Source organism: Streptomyces sp. NPDC086077, from assembly GCF_040686175.1.
In the GTDB taxonomy this organism is placed as follows: Bacteria; Actinomycetota; Actinomycetes; order Streptomycetales; family Streptomycetaceae; genus Streptomyces.
The window spans coordinates 14,070-30,271 of sequence record NZ_JBFBJT010000018.1 but is presented as its reverse complement, the minus strand read 5'-3'; the positions used below and the strand labels follow the sequence as shown (position 1 = coordinate 30,271).

15 protein-coding genes are annotated in these 16,202 nt (G+C 70.6%); 7 read left to right on the top strand and 8 right to left on the bottom strand.

Going from position 1 to position 16,202, the window contains the following annotated elements; all coding sequences use genetic code 11:
* The first annotated feature begins 27 nt into the window (after window positions 1–27).
* Both AB0O67_RS08155 and AB0O67_RS08150 read left to right on the top strand, forming a co-directional pair.
* Window positions 28–1,305 carry an FAD-dependent oxidoreductase gene (locus tag AB0O67_RS08155; protein WP_365447428.1) on the top strand — a complete coding sequence of 426 codons (1,278 nt, stop codon included), beginning with the start codon at window positions 28–30 and terminating at the stop codon, window positions 1,303–1,305.
* A 168-nt stretch (window positions 1,306–1,473) separates the two neighbouring features.
* Complete coding sequence (locus tag AB0O67_RS08150) at window positions 1,474–2,889, top strand: FAD-binding oxidoreductase (RefSeq protein ID WP_365447426.1); 1,416 nt, start codon at window positions 1,474–1,476, stop codon at window positions 2,887–2,889.
* Window positions 2,890–2,892: 3 nt separating this feature from the next.
* On the opposite strand, the gene AB0O67_RS08145 is transcribed toward AB0O67_RS08150, so the two are convergent.
* The 7 genes from AB0O67_RS08145 to AB0O67_RS08115 form a co-directional block, all read right to left on the bottom strand.
* Window positions 2,893–3,768 (bottom strand): PhzF family phenazine biosynthesis isomerase, encoded by an 876-nt coding sequence (locus AB0O67_RS08145; protein ID WP_365447424.1) that lies wholly within the window; start codon window positions 3,766–3,768, stop codon window positions 2,893–2,895.
* 122 nt (window positions 3,769–3,890) lie between these two features.
* Entirely contained in the window at window positions 3,891–5,177 is a 1,287-nt protein-coding gene (locus AB0O67_RS08140; protein WP_365447422.1) for a ThuA domain-containing protein, read from the bottom strand.
* A complete protein-coding gene (locus AB0O67_RS08135; protein ID WP_365447420.1) occupies window positions 5,174–7,444 on the bottom strand; it encodes an RICIN domain-containing protein in 2,271 nt (756 codons plus the stop codon). Before AB0O67_RS08135 ends, AB0O67_RS08140 begins: the two co-directional genes overlap by 4 nt.
* A 132-nt stretch (window positions 7,445–7,576) precedes the next feature.
* The gene (locus AB0O67_RS08130; protein ID WP_365447418.1) at window positions 7,577–8,962 is read right to left on the bottom strand and encodes a lectin; all 1,386 of its coding nucleotides are present in this window, start codon (window positions 8,960–8,962) and stop codon (window positions 7,577–7,579) included.
* Window positions 8,963–9,281: 319 nt separating this feature from the next.
* On the bottom strand, window positions 9,282–10,259 hold the full coding sequence (locus tag AB0O67_RS08125; RefSeq protein WP_365447416.1) for a right-handed parallel beta-helix repeat-containing protein: 978 nt from the start codon (window positions 10,257–10,259) through the stop codon (window positions 9,282–9,284).
* 98 nt (window positions 10,260–10,357) lie between these two features.
* Complete coding sequence (locus tag AB0O67_RS08120) at window positions 10,358–11,587, bottom strand: alginate lyase family protein (protein ID WP_365447492.1); 1,230 nt, start codon at window positions 11,585–11,587, stop codon at window positions 10,358–10,360.
* Between the two features lie 311 nt (window positions 11,588–11,898).
* Window positions 11,899–12,474, bottom strand: a complete 576-nt coding sequence (locus AB0O67_RS08115; protein ID WP_365447414.1) for a hypothetical protein — start codon at window positions 12,472–12,474, stop codon at window positions 11,899–11,901.
* A gap of 379 nt (window positions 12,475–12,853) precedes the next feature.
* Between AB0O67_RS08115 and AB0O67_RS08110 the strand changes: the two genes are divergently transcribed.
* The 4 genes from AB0O67_RS08110 to AB0O67_RS08095 all read left to right on the top strand — a co-directional run bounded on the left by AB0O67_RS08110 (window position 12,854) and on the right by AB0O67_RS08095 (window position 15,106).
* On the top strand, window positions 12,854–13,366 hold the full coding sequence (locus AB0O67_RS08110; protein WP_365447412.1) for an N-acetyltransferase: 513 nt from the start codon (window positions 12,854–12,856) through the stop codon (window positions 13,364–13,366).
* 285 nt (window positions 13,367–13,651) lie between these two features.
* Entirely contained in the window at window positions 13,652–14,041 is a 390-nt protein-coding gene (locus AB0O67_RS08105; protein ID WP_365447410.1) for a hypothetical protein, read from the top strand.
* Window positions 14,042–14,147: 106 nt separating this feature from the next.
* Window positions 14,148–14,708 carry a hypothetical protein gene (locus AB0O67_RS08100; RefSeq protein ID WP_365447408.1) on the top strand — a complete coding sequence of 187 codons (561 nt, stop codon included), beginning with the start codon at window positions 14,148–14,150 and terminating at the stop codon, window positions 14,706–14,708.
* 266 nt (window positions 14,709–14,974) lie between these two features.
* Complete coding sequence (locus AB0O67_RS08095; protein ID WP_365447407.1) at window positions 14,975–15,106, top strand: hypothetical protein; 132 nt, start codon at window positions 14,975–14,977, stop codon at window positions 15,104–15,106.
* 60 nt (window positions 15,107–15,166) lie between these two features.
* Here the strand turns inward: AB0O67_RS08095 and AB0O67_RS08090 are convergent, their stop codons facing one another.
* Window positions 15,167–15,823 carry a TOPRIM nucleotidyl transferase/hydrolase domain-containing protein gene (locus tag AB0O67_RS08090; RefSeq protein WP_365447490.1) on the bottom strand — a complete coding sequence of 219 codons (657 nt, stop codon included), beginning with the start codon at window positions 15,821–15,823 and terminating at the stop codon, window positions 15,167–15,169.
* 146 nt (window positions 15,824–15,969) lie between these two features.
* Here AB0O67_RS08090 and AB0O67_RS08085 point away from each other — a divergent pair, with 146 nt between their 5' ends.
* On the top strand, window positions 15,970–16,185 hold the full coding sequence (locus AB0O67_RS08085; RefSeq protein WP_365447405.1) for a hypothetical protein: 216 nt from the start codon (window positions 15,970–15,972) through the stop codon (window positions 16,183–16,185).
* Window positions 16,186–16,202: the final 17 nt, after the last annotated feature.

The following is a 16,202-nucleotide window of genomic DNA, read 5'->3' as shown; positions in this document are numbered from 1 at the left end:
GCGGTGCGGACGAAGGGACGGAGCGCGATGGACACGAGGGACGGCCTGCGGACGGCGGAGCGGACCACGTGCTGCGTGGTGGGCGGCGGGCCCGCCGGAATGGTCCTCGCGCTGCTCCTCGCCCGCGCCGGGGTGGAGGTGACGGTCCTGGAGAAGCACGGCGACTTCCTGCGTGACTTCCGCGGCGACACCGTCCATCCGACCACCCTCGCGCTCCTGGAGGAACTGGGCCTCGGCGAACGGTTCGCCCGCCTGCCCCAGCGCAGGGTCACGACGGTCCAGCTGCCGCTCGGCCCCGACGGGACGCTGGTCACCGTGGGGAACATCGGCGCCCTGCGACGCCGGTACAACTACATCGCGATGGTGCCCCAGTGGGACCTGCTCGACCTCCTCGCCGACGAGGCCGGACGCGAGCCGTCCTTCACCCTGCGCATGAACACCGAGGCGACCTCCTTCCTCGTGGAACGCGGCCGCGTCACCGGCGTCTCCTACCGCACGTCCGACGGCCGCACCGGCGAACTGCGAGCCACCCTCACGGTGGCCTGCGACGGCCGCGGCTCGCTCGCCCGCTCGCTCCCCGAACTGGACCTGCGCACGTTCCGCTGCCCGATGGACGCCTGGTGGTTCCGGCTGCCGCGGCGCGAGGGCGATCCGCACGGACTCGTGGGCGGCGTCGGCGACCGGTTCCTCAGCGCCATGATCGACCGCGGGGACTACTGGCAGTGCGCCGCGCTGATCCCCAAGGGCAGCGACGCACGGCTGCGCGCGGAGGGCCTCGACCGCTTCCGGGACTCCTACGGGACCGCCGTCCCGTGGCTCGCGGACCGCACGCACACCCTCGCCTCGTGGGACGAGGTGAAGCTGCTCGACGTACGGCTCGAACGGCTCGGGCGCTGGCACCGGCCGGGCCTCGTCTGCATCGGGGACGCGGCACACGCCATGTCACCGGTCTTCGGCATCGGCATCAACCTCGCCGTCCAGGACGCGGTGGCCGCAGCCCGCCACCTCGTCGGCCCGCTGAGCGGCGAAACCTCCGGCCTTGCGGCGGCGGTACGCCGAATCCAGCGTCGCCGCCGGCTGACCACGGCCGTCACCCAGCGCATGCAGCGCGTCGCCCACGCCAACGTCATCGAACCGGTCCTGCAGGGCCGCCCGCCCTTCGGCGACCCCCAGCGCGCGCAACACATCGCGGAACTGATCACCACGTCACGCTGGCTGAACCGCGTACCCGCCTACTTCCTGGCCTACGGCGCCCTGCGCGAACGGCCGCCGACGGCCTCCGTGCGCCGACCGGGGACAGACTGAGCCGGCCTCACCACGTCAGCGTCGCCGAACCCCCGACGGGCAGGGCGATGCCCGCCAGGTGCTCGGACATGGCCATACCACCTGCTTTTGCGGCGGTCGTGCGGCTCCGAGCGCTCAGGCCTACCGTGGAAGGACGGACAGCAGCGCGTACCGGGAGAGGTGACGCCGATGCCGGACGAGCGGACTTCGCCCTCGACGAGTGCCGCGGAGCAGGCGATCGCCGACGAGCTTCGCTCCTCGCTCCAGGGTGAGGTGATCGACCTCGGGCATCCCGCCTACGACGAGGCACGCACCGTGTGGAACGGCCTGATCGACCGCCGCCCCGCGGTCGTCGCCCGCTGCTCCGGCACGGCGGACGTCGTCGAGGCGGTGCGGGTCGCGCGGGAGCACCGTCCCGTCGTCAGCATCCGCGGTGGCGGCCACCAGGTGGCGGGCAGCGCACTGTGCGACGACGGGCTCGTGATCGACCTGTCGCGGATGAAGGGCGTGCACGTCGACCCCGCGGCCCGTACGGCGCGCGCCCAGGCCGGCGTGACGTGGGGCGAACTGGACCGCGAGACCCAGCTGCATGCTCTGGCCACGCCGGGCGGGGAGATCTCGGCGACCGGGATCGCGGGTCTCACGCTCGGCGGCGGGTTCGGGTTCGTGATGCGGACGTTCGGCCTGAGCTGCGACAGCGTCCGCTCGCTGGAGATCGTCACCGCGGACGGTGTCGTGCGCACGGTCAACCGGGAGCAGGAGCCCGATCTGTACTGGGCGGCGCGCGGCGGGGGCCGGGGCATCGGCGTCGTCACCTCCTTCGAGTTCGGCCTCCACTCCCTCGGCCCCGATGTGGCCACGGTGGTGATGCTCCACCCGTACGAGCACGCGGAGGCGGTGGTGCGGGCCTGGCGCGACGCGACGAGCTGCGCGCCCGAGACGGTCACGCCGGAACTGCTGCTCTGGAGCGTGCCCGCCGCCCCCGGGATACCGCGGGAACTGCACAGGGCGAAGTGCGTCATCATCGGTGCCGTCTACGGGGGCCCGCCGGACGACGGCGCCCTTGCCGCGCTCGCACCCCAGCGCCAACTGGGCCCGGTGCTCCTGGACCTCAGCGCGACGGTGCCCTACGTCGCGCTGCAGTGCGCGAACACCTGGCGGTTCCCGGACGGCGAGCGCTACTTCATGAAGTCGCACTTCATGGACGAGCTGAACGACGAGGCCATCCGGACACTGCTGGACTGGGACTCCCGGCGGCCGACCCCGGAGAGTCTCGTCGTCGTGCGCACCCTCGGCGGCGCCGTGGCGCGCGTGGGCCCCGACGACAGCGCGTTCGCGCACCGGTCCGCGCGCTTCAACGTGAGCATCGACGCGGGCTGGCAGGACCCGGCGATGGACGAGGCCGCGATCGAGTGGGCGCGTTCGGCGTGGGACGCGATGAAGCCGTTCTCGAGCGGCGGGACATATGTCAACTTCGCCGGGCTCGGCGAGGACGCGAGCCAGTTGCGCGGCGCGGTCTTCGGCTCGCACGAGGAGCGGCTCGCCGGCATCCGCGCCGCGTACGACCCGGAGGGGCTGTTCGCGCCGGCCGCGCGGATGCCGTGAGCCTCAGCCGATGCGCGTTCCCGCGCCGCCGACACGGACCCGCGAGTCACCCGCGCGCAGCGTCACCGTGAGTTCGCCGGGGCGGCCCAGGTCCTCGCCCTGGTGCAGGGTGAGGACGGCGTCCTCGGGCGCCAGGCCGAGTTCACGGACGTACGCGCCGAAGGCGGCGGCCGCGGCGCCGGTCGCCGGGTCCTCGACGACGCCGCCGACGGGGAACGGGTCACGGACATGGAAGACGGTGGCCGACTCCCGCCACACCAACTGAAGCGTGGTCAGGTCCAACCGCCGCATCAGGGCTTCGAGGCGCGCGAAGTCGTACGCGAGATCGGCGAGGCGCGCGCGTGTCGCCGCCGCGAGCACCAGATGGCGGGCACCGGCGAACGCGATCCGCGGCGGGAAGGCCGGATCGAGATCGGCGGCCGGCCAGCCGAGCGCGGCGAGCGCCTCCGCGAGGTCGGCGTCGGCGATCTCCTCGATGTGCGGCTCGACGCTGGTGAGCGTGGCCCTGACCGTGCCGGCCTCCTCGGTCACCTCCACCGGTACGGTCCCGGCGCGCGTGGCGAACACGAGTTCCCCCGGGCCGGTCCGCTCGGCGAGCGCGACGGCGGTCGCGACGGTGGCGTGCCCGCAGAACGGCACCTCGGCCTTGGGACTGAAGTAGCGGATGCCGAACGCCCGCCCCTCCTGGCCGCCGAGGCCTCGCGGCGGCGCGGTCAGGAACGCGGACTCCGAGTATCCGAGGTCCGCGGCGATGGCCAGCATGTCGCTGTCGTCCAGGGCGCCCGCGTCCAGAACGACACCGGCGGGGTTCCCGCCGTCGGGGGCACTGGAGAAGGCGGTGTATCGCAGCACCTCGGGCCGCGGCGTGTTCGTCGTCACGCTCGTGGCAACGCGACACCGGCGCGCGGCTATTCCCTGGCGCCTCGGCCCCCGAACGCAGGGCCCCCTCCCGCCCGGAGGGGGCGAGAGGGGGCCGTGGAAACGCTCGGTGGACCCGCGGGTCAGGGCTGCGCGTCCAGGCGGAAGCTCTGCGCCGCGGAGTTGTCGCAGGGCCGCTGCACCAACTGCACGCCGTTGGCCGAACTGCCCGTGGAGCTGAGGCATTTACCGCTGTGACGGGCGATGAAGTGGTAGCTGCCCGATGCCTCCCGCACCGGTCGCCACTGCTGGTTGCCACCGGCGCTGTACGACCACAGCTGAAGCGGTGCGTTGTCGGCGGTGGAGACGCCGGTGACGTCGATGACCTGCTGCGGGTTGCCGCGGATCGCGATCCGGCTGTAGCCGCTGTCGGTGGCGCGGAACTGGAACTGCTGGGCCGGCGTCCCGTTGCAGGTGTACTGCTGGATGGGTGTGCCGTTGGCGGTGGCCGCCGCCCTGGCGTCGACGCAGGCTCCGTCGGCGCCGCCCGCGACCGAGTACCACGCCGTCTCGGAGATCGGGTCGGTCGGTGGGGTGGGGTCATCTCCCGCTCCGCCGAGCCACTTGAGACCGTCGATGAGGAAGCGGTTCTGGGTGGCACTGGCGAACGTCGAGGAGAGCCGTGTGTTGGTCTCGTAGTTCATGGCGTTGTGCCCGAAGTTCGCGTACAGCATGCGGTACTGGGTGTTGGTCCACAGGATCGGGTAGTAGCCGCTGTACCACGACTGGTTCGGGTCGGTGCCCAGCGGGAAGCTGGACGGGTCGACCGACGCCAGGATCTTGATGTCGGACCTGTTGCGCAGGTCGTTGGACCAGCTGTACCACTCACTGACCGCTGAGGTGAACGTCGTCGGCAGCGCTGCCGTCGAGGGGTGCGTACGGTCCTCGGTGCGCAGGACCGCAGTCGTGGGACCCCAGGTGTTCGACCTGAAGTTCCCGCTGCCGAGGAAGGTGTTGTAGTACCAGGGCCAGGCCCCGGCGTTGGTGGTGAAGGCCGAGACATGGAAGCCCAGCCAGCCGCCGCCGGCCCGCATGTACCGTTCGAAGCCGGCCCGTTGCGCGGCGGTCTGGGGCGCGTCGTCCAGGAACAGGACGACCTGGTACGCGTCCACCCCGCCGTTCGCCAGGAGGTTCCAGTCGGTGGTGGCGGTGTAGGTGAAGTTGTTCTGGGCCGCGGCCTGCGGGAACCACGCGTTGGCTTCTTTGACGAAGTCGATGTGCGCGGCGTCCCAGGTGCCGTTGTAGAAGGCGATCACCTTGAAGGCGGGCGCCTGGGGCGCGGCGGAGGCCGGGTTCCCGACGTGGGCCGGGGCGGTCAGCCCCAGCAGCACGGCCAGCAGTGTCAGCAGCCTGGCTGCGAGCCGCCTCACGGGTGGCTCACCAGGTTCGCGACGTTGCTGGACGAGTTGGACGGCCCGCCCCGGTCGTTGATGACGTGCCGGATGGTGCCGGTGCCACCCAGTGACACGGTCACCATGTTCTGGAAGCGGACGTCGGGGTTGTTGGGCACCTCGAAGGCCCGTTCCGCGGTCACGCTCGGGTTGACGTTGAAGAAGCAGTAGCTGCCGAGTCCGTACGCCTGGTGGCTGGTGACGGAGTCGGCGACCTTGTAGGCGGCGTAGCCCTGCGTGGAACCGTTCATCCAGGCGGCCTGGCTGGGCGGGTCGTAGGGCATCTCGTTCTGGTAGAAGTACGTCCGCCCGCCGTTGCCGTTCCAGATGGTCTGATGCTTCTGGTAGTGCTCGACGAACAGACCGTACATCGTCACGTTGTCGCCGTTGACGATGAGGCCGGTGTCACCGGTGTTGGTGTTCCATCCGATGCCGGTGCCGTGGTCGCCTCGCCAGATCCACATGTGGTCGCCGATGACGTTGTCGCTGTTGACGACGAGGCTGGTGGTCGCCTTGCCCACGGCGGCGCCGCCGACGCGGAAGTACACGTCGTGCAGGGAGGTGGGGTTGGCCGCGTGGCCGGCCGAGGCGCCGGACGGGCCGATCTCCACCAGCGTCTGCGAGTTGGTCGTGCCGGCGTCGAAGAGGACGCCCGCTATCTTCACGCCGTCGACGTCGGCGACCGTCATGGCCGTGATGCCGTTGTCCGGGATGAAGGTGGCGAGACCCAGACCGAGGACCACGGTGTCGGGCCGGGTCACCCGCAGCGTCTGGTTCAGGTGATAGACGCCAGGCGTGACCAGCAGGTTCTTGCCCTCGGCGAGGGCGGCGTTGATCTGCGCGGCGGTGGCGCCGGGCTTGACGACGTGGAACTGGTCCATGCCGAGCGAGGTGCCGGCCGCGTTGCCGTTCGCCCACGAGGTGGCCGACGAGTTGGTCCGCAGGGCGGGGACGAACACCCGGTAGGCGCCCGCGCCGTCGACGTAAAGGAAGGGCTTCTCCCGCACGGTCGGGGTCTGGTTGACCGTGGTGTAGGGCGGGTTGGGGAACGTGTTGCCCGGTACGCCCTGACTGCCGACGAAGACCATGTTCCAGTTGGAGCCGGTCCAGCTGCCGAGCTGGGAGTTGCGGGTCAGCCACTGCTGCTGGGTGCCGGAGCGGACCTGGCCGTCGATCTTCGAGTCGGCCATGAACCCGCCGCTGGACCAGCCGCCGTCACTGAGTTCCAGGTTGCCGCGCACATGCATGCGGCGGTACGCGGAGGCCTGCGACACCGCCCAGCGGTCCGTGCCGCCGGTCGGGTTCACGGAGAGGTTCTCGGCGCCGCGCCAGAAGTTGTGCGTGGCGTTCTGCGGTGGGAACCAGTCCGCCTCCACATGCACGGCACCGTTGATCGTCACCGAGTCGGGGGACTGGCCCAGGCCCAGGACCTGGGTGTAGAAGCCGACGTTGACGTCGTTGCTGTAGGTGCCCGGCTTGAACAGGACCGCGTGGCGCTGCGAGCCGAACTGGTTGGTCTCCTGCTGCCGGAAGATGGAGTCCAGCCGGCTCTGGATCGTCGACGACGGCATCGACGGGTCGAAGACGGCCACGTTGGGACCGAGGTCGACGTCTCCGGGCGCGGTGCTCACGGGAGTGACCTGGAAGCGCTGCGCCGCCGAACCGTTGCAGGCGTACTGCACCAGCTGCACACCGTCGGCCGTCGAGGCGGACGGAACGTCCAGGCACTTGCCGCTGTTCCGGTTGACGAAGTGGTAGGCGCCGCCGCCCTCGTCGACGGCCTGCCACTGCTGGTTGTCGCCGCCGCCGTACGTCCACAGGTGCACGGCCGCGTTGTCGGCGGTGGACACGTTGCTCACGTCCACCACCTGCTGGGCGTCGTTACGGTTGCCGATCCGCACGTAGCCGTCGCTGGTCGGGGTGAAACTCCACTGCTGCGCCGTGGTGCTGTTGCAGGCGTACTGCTGTACGGCCGTGCCGTTGACCGTCCCGGCCGCCCGGGCGTCCAGGCACTTGCCGCTGCCGCTGTTCACCACGGTCGCCCAGCTCGTCGGCAGGGCGGCCACCGCCGCCGAGTCCGACGGCGCGCCGGCCCTCGTGGCGGCGGCCTGGGCCGGCTGGACTGCGGTGAGGACGGAGGCCGCGGTGGCGGCGGCCGCGAGGACGGCGGTCCATGGGCGACGGGCGCGGCTCAGGGGAGAGCCGCTGGAGCGGCCACGGACGGGTGGTCGCGAGGAGCGAAGCATCGTGTCTACTTCCTGTGCCGCCTGGGGCGGCCCGGGTGGGGGACGGGGGACGAAAGCGGGGAGAGCGCGAGTCGGCCGCTGCGCGGTCGAGCCGTCGAGCGGTCGGGTGTTGTGCGGTCAGCGGCCGTGCGGTCAGCCGTTGTACTGGGCGAGGACGCGGGTGAAGTCCCACGGCTGCTGGGAGACGCCCGAGCAGGTGTCGGCGCCACCACCGGTGCAGGGCCGGTCGCGGTTGACCGACCAGAAGGTCAGCCGGGCCAGGTGCCGCTGCTGGGCGTAGGCGAGGATGGTGCGGAAGTCGTTCACCGTCACCGTCTCGCTGTTGTCGGTGATGCCGTTCATCGACGAGATGCCCGTGTGCCGGTAGGCCTGGTCGTCGCTGTAGCCGTAGGCGTTCTTGACCGCCGTCTTGAGGCCCTCGGCCGCGCGGACCGTGAGCTGGCCCATGTTCTGGCCGGCGCCACCGAAGTTGAACGGCATGATCGTCCAGCTGTCGACGGTCAGCCCGGACGCCGCCGCCTTGCTGATCAGGCTGCTGTCGGGCCCGTTCTGCCCGGTGCCGAAGGTGACGTACACCTTGATCCCCGGGTTATTGGCCTTGACCGTCTTGAGGGCGTCGACGGTGCGCTGCTGCACGACCGGGCTGTCGTACGCCGCCGCCTCGATGTCGATGTCGATCGCCTTGAGACCGTAGGCGTTGATGACCTTCTGGTAGGCCGCGGCCAGCTCGCCCGCACTGCCGCAGGAGCTCTCCAGCTTGTTGCCGCTCCATCCGCCGAAGGACGGGATGACGTCGCCACCGGCGCCACGGACGGTGTTGATGGTCTGCTGGTCGACGCCGCCGGTCAGGGGCCGGTTGCCGTCCCACTGCGGGTTGCAGTAGCCGTTGCTGAGGACGAAGGCGAGGGTGAACCACTTCACGCCGGTCGCGTTCATCACGGTCGTGGGGCTCGGCGGGCTGCCCCAGCCGTTGTAGAGGTACGGGGCCACGGCCATCGCGCCGGGTCCGGGCGAGGGATTGCCGCCGCCGGGCGCGGTCCACTTCTGGTTGGCGGCGCCGGTGCAGGTCCAGATCTGCAGCGGGGTGCCGTTGGCTGAGCTGCCGCCGGTCGCGTCCAGGCACTTGTCGGCCTGCGGGTTGACGATGTCGCGGGCAGCGGTGACCGTCCACTGCTGGGCGGCGCTGCCGTTGCAGTCCCACAGCTGGATGCGGGTGCCGTTGGCGGTGCCGGCCGAGGCGACGTCCAGACACTTGCCGAGCGCGCGGATGGTGCCGTCGTCGCCGACGGTCCACTGCTGCGCGGTGGTGCCGTTGCAGTCGTAGAGCTGTACGGCCGTGCCGTTGGTCGTCGCGGCGCCCGCGACGTCCACGCACTTGCCGCCGAGCCCGGTGATCTGTCCGGTGGCCGCCACGGCGGCGCCTGCCGGGGAGGAGTTCAAACCTGCCAGGAGGGCGGCGACAACCGCCGTACCGAGCCCGGCGCGCCGCGCGTGTCCGCGGAGAAGTGTCGTGGTCATGGGTCACTGTCCTGTTCTGCCGTCATCCAGCCGGCACGGACTCCTCTGGCCCCCACTCACGACCGGACGGTCACCGGCCATCGGGACGGCATGAGCCATCGGGTGGCGTGTCCGTGACGGGCGGGCCGTGAAGTGGGGGCTGTGGGACGGCGCGGCGGCTGCGATGGTGGGGGAGGGGGAGCCAGATCGGACTGCTGCTTACTTCACACCGTGATTTAAGAAGTGACCGAAAACTCCTGTCAAGTGCTTGGTACAGTCCAATTCGTAAAGGACACCGATGAGTTGGGCTTGGGGCCGGCAGTCGCGCGCGCCCTCCCGCCTAGGGCGTCACGGTGATGTTGGTGAGACCCCTGCCGCCCGTGACGGTGTTGCTGCTGTACACCGTCGTAGGGCAACTGGAGCTGTTGTTCGTGACGTTGACGGCCAGCCGGGTGGAGCCGCTCGCTCCCGTGAGCGTGGAGCGGTTGTTGCGGAAAACCGTGCCGCAGCCCCAGCCGGACTGCTGGGTGTGGGTCTGGTAGCCGTCGTTCGTGGTGTTCCTGCCGGTGTTGTTCTCGACGAGGACGTTGTTGCCCTTCACGTCCACCCACGAGTCGTCGTAGTTGGCGCCGGTGAGACCGTTGCCGTCGAAGGTGTTGCCCACGATGCGCGCGCCGGTGGTGCCTTCCTTGATGTCGATGTTCTCGCCGCCGACGTCGGGCCCGATCGTGTTGTTGAGGATCTGTATGTTGTCGCTCCTGTCGGACAGGGTGTTCGCCGAGCCGACGTAGACGCCCTCGCCCATCCCCCGGCCGTCGTGCCCGGTGTCGTGGATCCTGGAGTTCCTGATCACGCCGTCGGTGCTGGAGTTGCGGAAGTGGACGCCCTCCATGTCGAGGTCGTGCACGGTGACCCCGTCCACCACGACGCCTCGGGCGGAGTCGATCATGATGCCCTTCTGGCCGCCGCGCACGGTCAGGCCGCTGACGGTCCAGTAGGAGGCGCCGTTGAGGTGCAGGCCGTAACCGCCACTCGCGGTCAGGACGGCCCGGGACGAGCCGGTGAGGGTGATGCGCGAGTTGGAGGTCGCGGCCTTGACCGCCTTGAAGTTGCCGGTGTAGGTGCCGTCGGCGAGCCGGATGGTGTCACCCGGGGCGGCGGCGGTGAGGGCCGACTTGAGCTGCGCCGCGGTGGAGACGTCGATGGTCGCCGCGGGGGCGCTGCCACGGGCTTGGGCCGGGGTCACCGCCAGGCCGCCACCGGTGGTGACGGCTGCGGTGAGCAGCACGGTGAACAGCGCGCGGGAGTGCGTTCGCATGAGGGTGCCTTTCCGGTGGGGGAGTGGTACGCAAAGGCTGAGCCGGCAGGGCGCTGGTCCCCGGGCCGGACTCGTGAGCCGGACGACGGGCCGCTGGGTCAGCCGGCTATCGAGTCCAGTTGTTCGGCGGCCGGCCGCACGGGCCAGAGGTCTCCTTGCGGCGGTGGCTCCAGCAGTGGGACGGCCCGGGCGGCTGCCCGGTCACCGGCGTCCGCGGCCGCGCGGACGACGTCGCTCGCCGCGTAGCGGTGGAACTCCAACTCCGGGTATGGCCAGTCGGCCGCGCCGGTCGCGGCCGGGAGCAGATGGTGCACGGCCTTGGCCAGGCTCTGGCCGTCCGGGCCGTGGTGGGCCCACAGGTCCACGCCGACATGGCGGCCGATCGCGGCGAGACGGGTGTAGGCGACGAGGGTGAAGGTGGAGTAGTGCCAGCTTCTGGTGCGGGCCAGTTCCTGGGGCTGACTGCCGTCGGCGGCGATCTGGGGATCGATCCGCTTGCCGGCCGCTTCCCGCACCGTCCTGCGTGCCAGGTCCGCGTCGCCGGTGGCGTGGGCGAGGGCGGCGACCAGCATGTCGTAGAAGGTGCCGTGGTTGTTGGTGGCCGCGGCCTCCTGCTCGCCGAAGGGGCTGGTGGTCAGCCAGGTCAGGAAGTCGGTGTTCCAGCGCCGCATGCCGGCGCGGTCGCGCTGGGTCCAGCCGGGTGCGCCGGTGTCCAGGATCGCCAGGGCGTCGACGACGCTGGTGTACGACTGCGAGAAGTCGATGATGCCGATCGCCCGGCCGTCGTACTTGCAGGGGATGAACTGGGCATGATCGAGGTGCGGGTTCATCCGGGTGGCCGGGTCCAGGAACCAGGTGCGCAGGACCTGCGCGGCCTTCTCGGCGTACTGGCGGCGGCCGGTGTAGTACCAGGCGAGGGTCAGCTCGTAGGCCGAGTCGAAGACCTTCTCCACGTCCTGGCGGTCGGTGCCCGAGTCGACCTCGGGGTTCCGTTCGCCGTCACGCTGGACGTAGGGGCAGCCCCACGGATTCTCGGCGGACGGCGGTTGTGTGGGCCACCAGTAGGGGGCCTGGCTGAGGTAGTCGTGTACGTCGCCGCTCGGCGCGGGACGTGGTTTGTCCACGACCGTCCAAGGCCCCTGGTTCAGCCATCCGTCGGCGCGGCGTGTCAGTTGTGCCACTGTCCGGCGGATTTCGGGACTGCCGTGTTGCAGCTCGACCTTCGCCTGCCTGAGCCGGGCGCCGTCGAGCACTGTGGTTCTGGGCGTCTTGGGCGCTGCCTGTGCGTTCGCTGCCGGGACGAGCGCGGCGACGAGCGCGGCGATCATGAGCAGGGCGACAGTCGCCGGAGATCTTCTACCCACACCCTCTCCATTCAACTATGTGAACAGAATTCACGTGCAAGGTCGGGTGAGCGTAGGGTCGGGGGGCGACTGAGGCAAGAGGTCGCACAGATCTCGAGATGGATCGCCCGCAGGAGTGGACCTCGACTAGGGCGTTCGTGTATGTGACCCGAAGCGTGTGCCTGCCGCCCCGCAGCCGAGTGCCGCGGGGGCGGGGCGGTGGCGAAGGGGCACTCCTACGGCTGCGCGATCACGTCGGGTGCACCCCGATGTGCCGGCAGCCCTTGGGGGTCATGTCACTCGCCCTGCTGGGCGAGTTCCTCGGCCTGTGCGGCGGGCTCGGCCGCCTCGGGGGTGGTGTAGAAGACGGACGAGCCCTGCTTGCTGCGCTGGGCCTGGTTCCTGGCCACGAGCCCTTCGAGCGTCGTACGCACGACGGTGGTCTTGACGCTGCGCTCGGGGTGCTGCTCTCCCAGCGCGGTGGTGACCTCGGCGGCGGAGCGGGGTTCGCCCTGGGCCTCCAGATGTGCGCGTACGAGTTCGACGAGGGTGGGCGAAGTCGGCGACGTCGCCGGGGCCTTGGCGGGGCTCTTCTTGTCCGACCGCTTCCGGGTGGGCGCAGCGGGCTTCTTCGCCTTCGTCTGCTTGGCCGCGGTCGAAGTGGCCGCCGTCTTCCTGGTCTTGCGAGGTGCGGGCACCGTCGCGGCAGGTTCGGCCGAGGGGGTCGCGGGTGCCGGGACGCCGAGTGCCTGCTGGATGTTCACCAGGACCGTGTGGTCATGGCGCAGGGCGGTCAACTGCGCCTGGAGCGCCTCGATCTCACCGCTGAGGCGTTCCTGCTCCTTGACGTTGCGATCGAGGTCGCCGGCCACCTGCGCACTGTACTGCGAAGTCAACTCGGTGGTTTCGGCAGTGGTTTCGGACAAGGTCCTCACGCCCTTTCTGGGTGTCATGGCCGACGGGTGATAGGCCCGTGGCGTATGCGAAATCTAACGTGTGTGCTTTTCTGCCTGGTGTCGTGAGGGCGGTAGCAGTTACTGCCGCACATGGTTGTAGCAGTGATAGTACGGAAGATGTTTGCCCCGCACCCGAGTGAAGGCAGCGGCACACCATGAGGTGGGCATATTGGCCACCGGGTGCCGGGGGGCGGTGTTAGGGTTGATGTGTTCGTGCTGATCAGGAGCTGACTCGCTGAGAGCGTGAGCTCGCGGTCAACCCCACGAACATCTCCTGAAACGGAACTTCACCGTCATGGGCAACGCCTGGATCACACGCGCCGAAACCGGCGCCGACATCCCCGCCGTCCGGGAAATCAACCTCGCCGCCTTTCCCACCCCTGAGGAGGCGGATCTCGTTGACGCGCTGCGTGCCGACCCGGCCGCATGGATCGAGGGGCTCTCGCTGATCGCCGCGGACGAGGACGGCCGACCGGTGGGTCACGCCCTGCTGACCCGCTGCCACATCGACAGCACGCCGGCGCTGTGCCTGGCCCCGTGCGCCGTACGTCCGAAGTGGCAGCGGACCGGTGCGGGCAGCGCGGCCGTACGCGCGGCCCTGGCCGCCGCGAGGTCACTGGGTGAGCACCATGTGGTCGTCCTGGGGCATCCGGCCTACTACCCGCGGTTCGGATTCACTCGTGCCTCCGGCCACGGCATCGGCCTGACCATCGACGTCCCTGACGAGGCCCTGATGGCACTCAGCCTCGACGCCGACCATCCGCTCCCGAGGGGCACGGTCCACTACGCCGCTCCGTTCGGCATCTGACCCGACGTGTGCGGCGTGGGGGACTCCAAGCCAAGCGGCGCGCTGCCCACCGGGCATATGAATCACAAAGCCATATGGGCGCATTAGTAGATCAATTGATTGACTCCCTATCTCTTTTGATCGAATGCGAATCTCAACCCATTTCCGGCAGTTGACACTTTAAGCTTCCCAGCGTCACGCCAGGGAGCGCGCTGGGGGCGCGCGTCGCAGGGGGAGCTGGTTGTTGTGCGCCGTCGATCGTTCTTTGCGGCCCTGTTGGGCTGCGCCGCTTTTCTTCTCTCACGGATGCCGACCGCGACGCCGGCACACGCCGCGGATCCGACCGCGCCCTACGCCGAACTGGCGCCCGACTCCGGGAAACCGGTGCCCGGCGGACAGCCACTGAGTGTCAACGCGCTGTTCCACAACACACTGGACACCGACGTCACGGACAGCTTCATCGTCGCCGTGGGCGTCCGCCTCGCACCGCCGGCCACGCCGCTGACGGCCGACCAGATCACGGTGGAGTGGTTCGACGCGGCGGCGTCCGTGTGGCGGGCGGTGGAACTGACGCCTGGCGGGGAACAGCTCGCGGAGAGCGGCACGCCCGGACTGGTCGTCGTCGCGGGCGCGGCGGTGCTCGTGTCCGCCGGTGCTGTCGCGCTCGTCGCGATGCGACGGCCGCGCAGGAGCTGAGTCCGGCCGTGCCGGTACTGAGCCCGACGGCCGACGGCCGAAGGCCGTCGGGCGTGCGGCGCGGGACGCCGTCGGTCCATGTCTTCACGCCTTACGGGAGGTACCCATGCAGCAGCGCACAGGCCAGGACGTCCTGCGTGACGTGGTCAGCAGCCTCGCACCGGCCGAGCTGGAGAAACTCGACGCGACGTGCCGGGCCTACGCCGCCAGGCCCTATCCGCCGCAGCCTCTGCACCGGTCGGCGGGGGACCCTCTGCGCATCGGCATCGAGACAGCCGTACTGCTGCCGGTGCTGGTGGCGGTGGTCTCGCAGATACTCGCCGACCTCGCCTCCGGCCACATCCGGGCGGGCGGCACCCGGATCACCCGGTGGTGGCGCCGGCGGCAGAACCGCGAGGCGGCCGAGGGCCGGCGCGCGGCACTGACCTCTCCCGTCCCGGAACTGTCCGACGTGACCAGGCAGGAACTGACGGACTGGGCCCTGGTCCAGAGCCGTGCCGCGGGCTTGTCGCCCGCCGAGGCCGACGAGTGCGCCCGGATCGTCGTCATGGCCGTGGTGGTCCGGTCGACCGCGCCGTCGCCGTCGCCGGGCGGTGCGTCGAGCGGTGCGTCATCGGGGGGTGCCTCGCCGGGCGGTGCGGCGCCGGACATCCCCGACCACCGCTGACCCACGCCCGACGCATCGATCGGGCCCGCTGCCGGATCCGCAGGAGGCACGTGTGAACGGGACATCCGCCGCGGCGAACACCACCGCCGCCCGTTCTCGGTTCGCCGTGGGCAGGCGGCGAACGTGCTGTCCGGTTGCGGTGTGTTCGGCATCGGCTGGAACGACGGCATGACCGGCACGGAGGCGGTGGTGGCGTACGGCTCTCGGCGGGGATCGGCGATGCGTCGTGGCACGCCACGGTCACCGTCACCGCGGAGACGTTCACGGTGCAGGAGACCCTGGTCCTGGTGGTCGTGGACAAGACACTGGTCGTCCTGAGCGAGGCGGGCAGTCCCGCGGCACCGTCCCGTTCCCGGACACTGGGCCTGGCACGCGCCGCGGCGGCACGGGTGCCCTGATCCGGCCCTTCGACGGAGGCTTCGGGCACGGTGGTGGCGGCCGGTGGGGTGGGAGCCGCGTCAGACGTGCGTGAGGAGGCGTTCCAGCGGCCGGGGAACGCGTTCGAGGTCCAGGTGCGCGACCAGTGCCTGCGCGTACAGCGCCTTACGACCGCTGTGCGTGCCCATGAAGCGGCGCAGCTGGTGCTCCACGGGCCGGTCCCGTTGGGCCGGCTGGCCCTGGAAGGTGCGGAAAGGACGCGTCTCGCCCTGGTCCTCGATCACCTGTCGTACGCATGCGGGCCCCAGCGCGCGGATCAGCTCGTCCTCCAGATCGGCGACGCACACGTGGAACCCGAGTGTCTCCAGCTCGGCCCGGGTGAGACCGGACCCGAGCCCGACCCGCTCAAGGTGACGCCGGAAGTGCCGCTCCTCGCCGATGTCGCAGAGACCGGCCAGCGGGAGGCCGAGCCCCGGAGGGCCGCACACGTCGAGGAAACGGCCGACGTTCGTCGCTCCTCCGAGCGGCACCACCGTGACGCCCTCCGCACCGAGGTCGCGGCCGTGGCGCGTGGCCAGCGCCTCGAGCGCGACCTGATCACTGCTCCCCTCGACGAGCACGATCATTCGCACACCGTCGCCGGCCAGCTCCCGTGCCACCTCGGCGGCAGCACCGGCCCCCGCTCCGCCGGCGGCCCACGCGGCCAGCGCGCGGCGGAATCGCCTCAACTCGTCCACGCGACCTCGCATTCCCCCCACCATCCTGGCACGGCCGAGATCCCGTACGCACGGGTGTTTTCCGGGGTCCAGGACCCGCACCGGCGTCCGGGAGGCGGGTCGGCGCCCCGAATGCGCGGGTTGCGCGCAGACCGCATCCTGTTGCCATGGCTCTCGCACCGCCCGTGGTGATCTACCCGCCCGCCGACGACGGAGGCCGGCGGGTGCGCGTCGAGCGCCACTTCGTGGGGATGGCGTACGGGGTGCTGGACATCGTCGAGTTCCTGCGCCTCGCGGGTCTGGACGACGTCGACGACGACTGGGTACGGCAGTCCGAGCTTGTCGAGTGGCGCGGTGGCGGCCCCGACGCATGGGAGGGCTGAGCACAGATGGGCCCGGG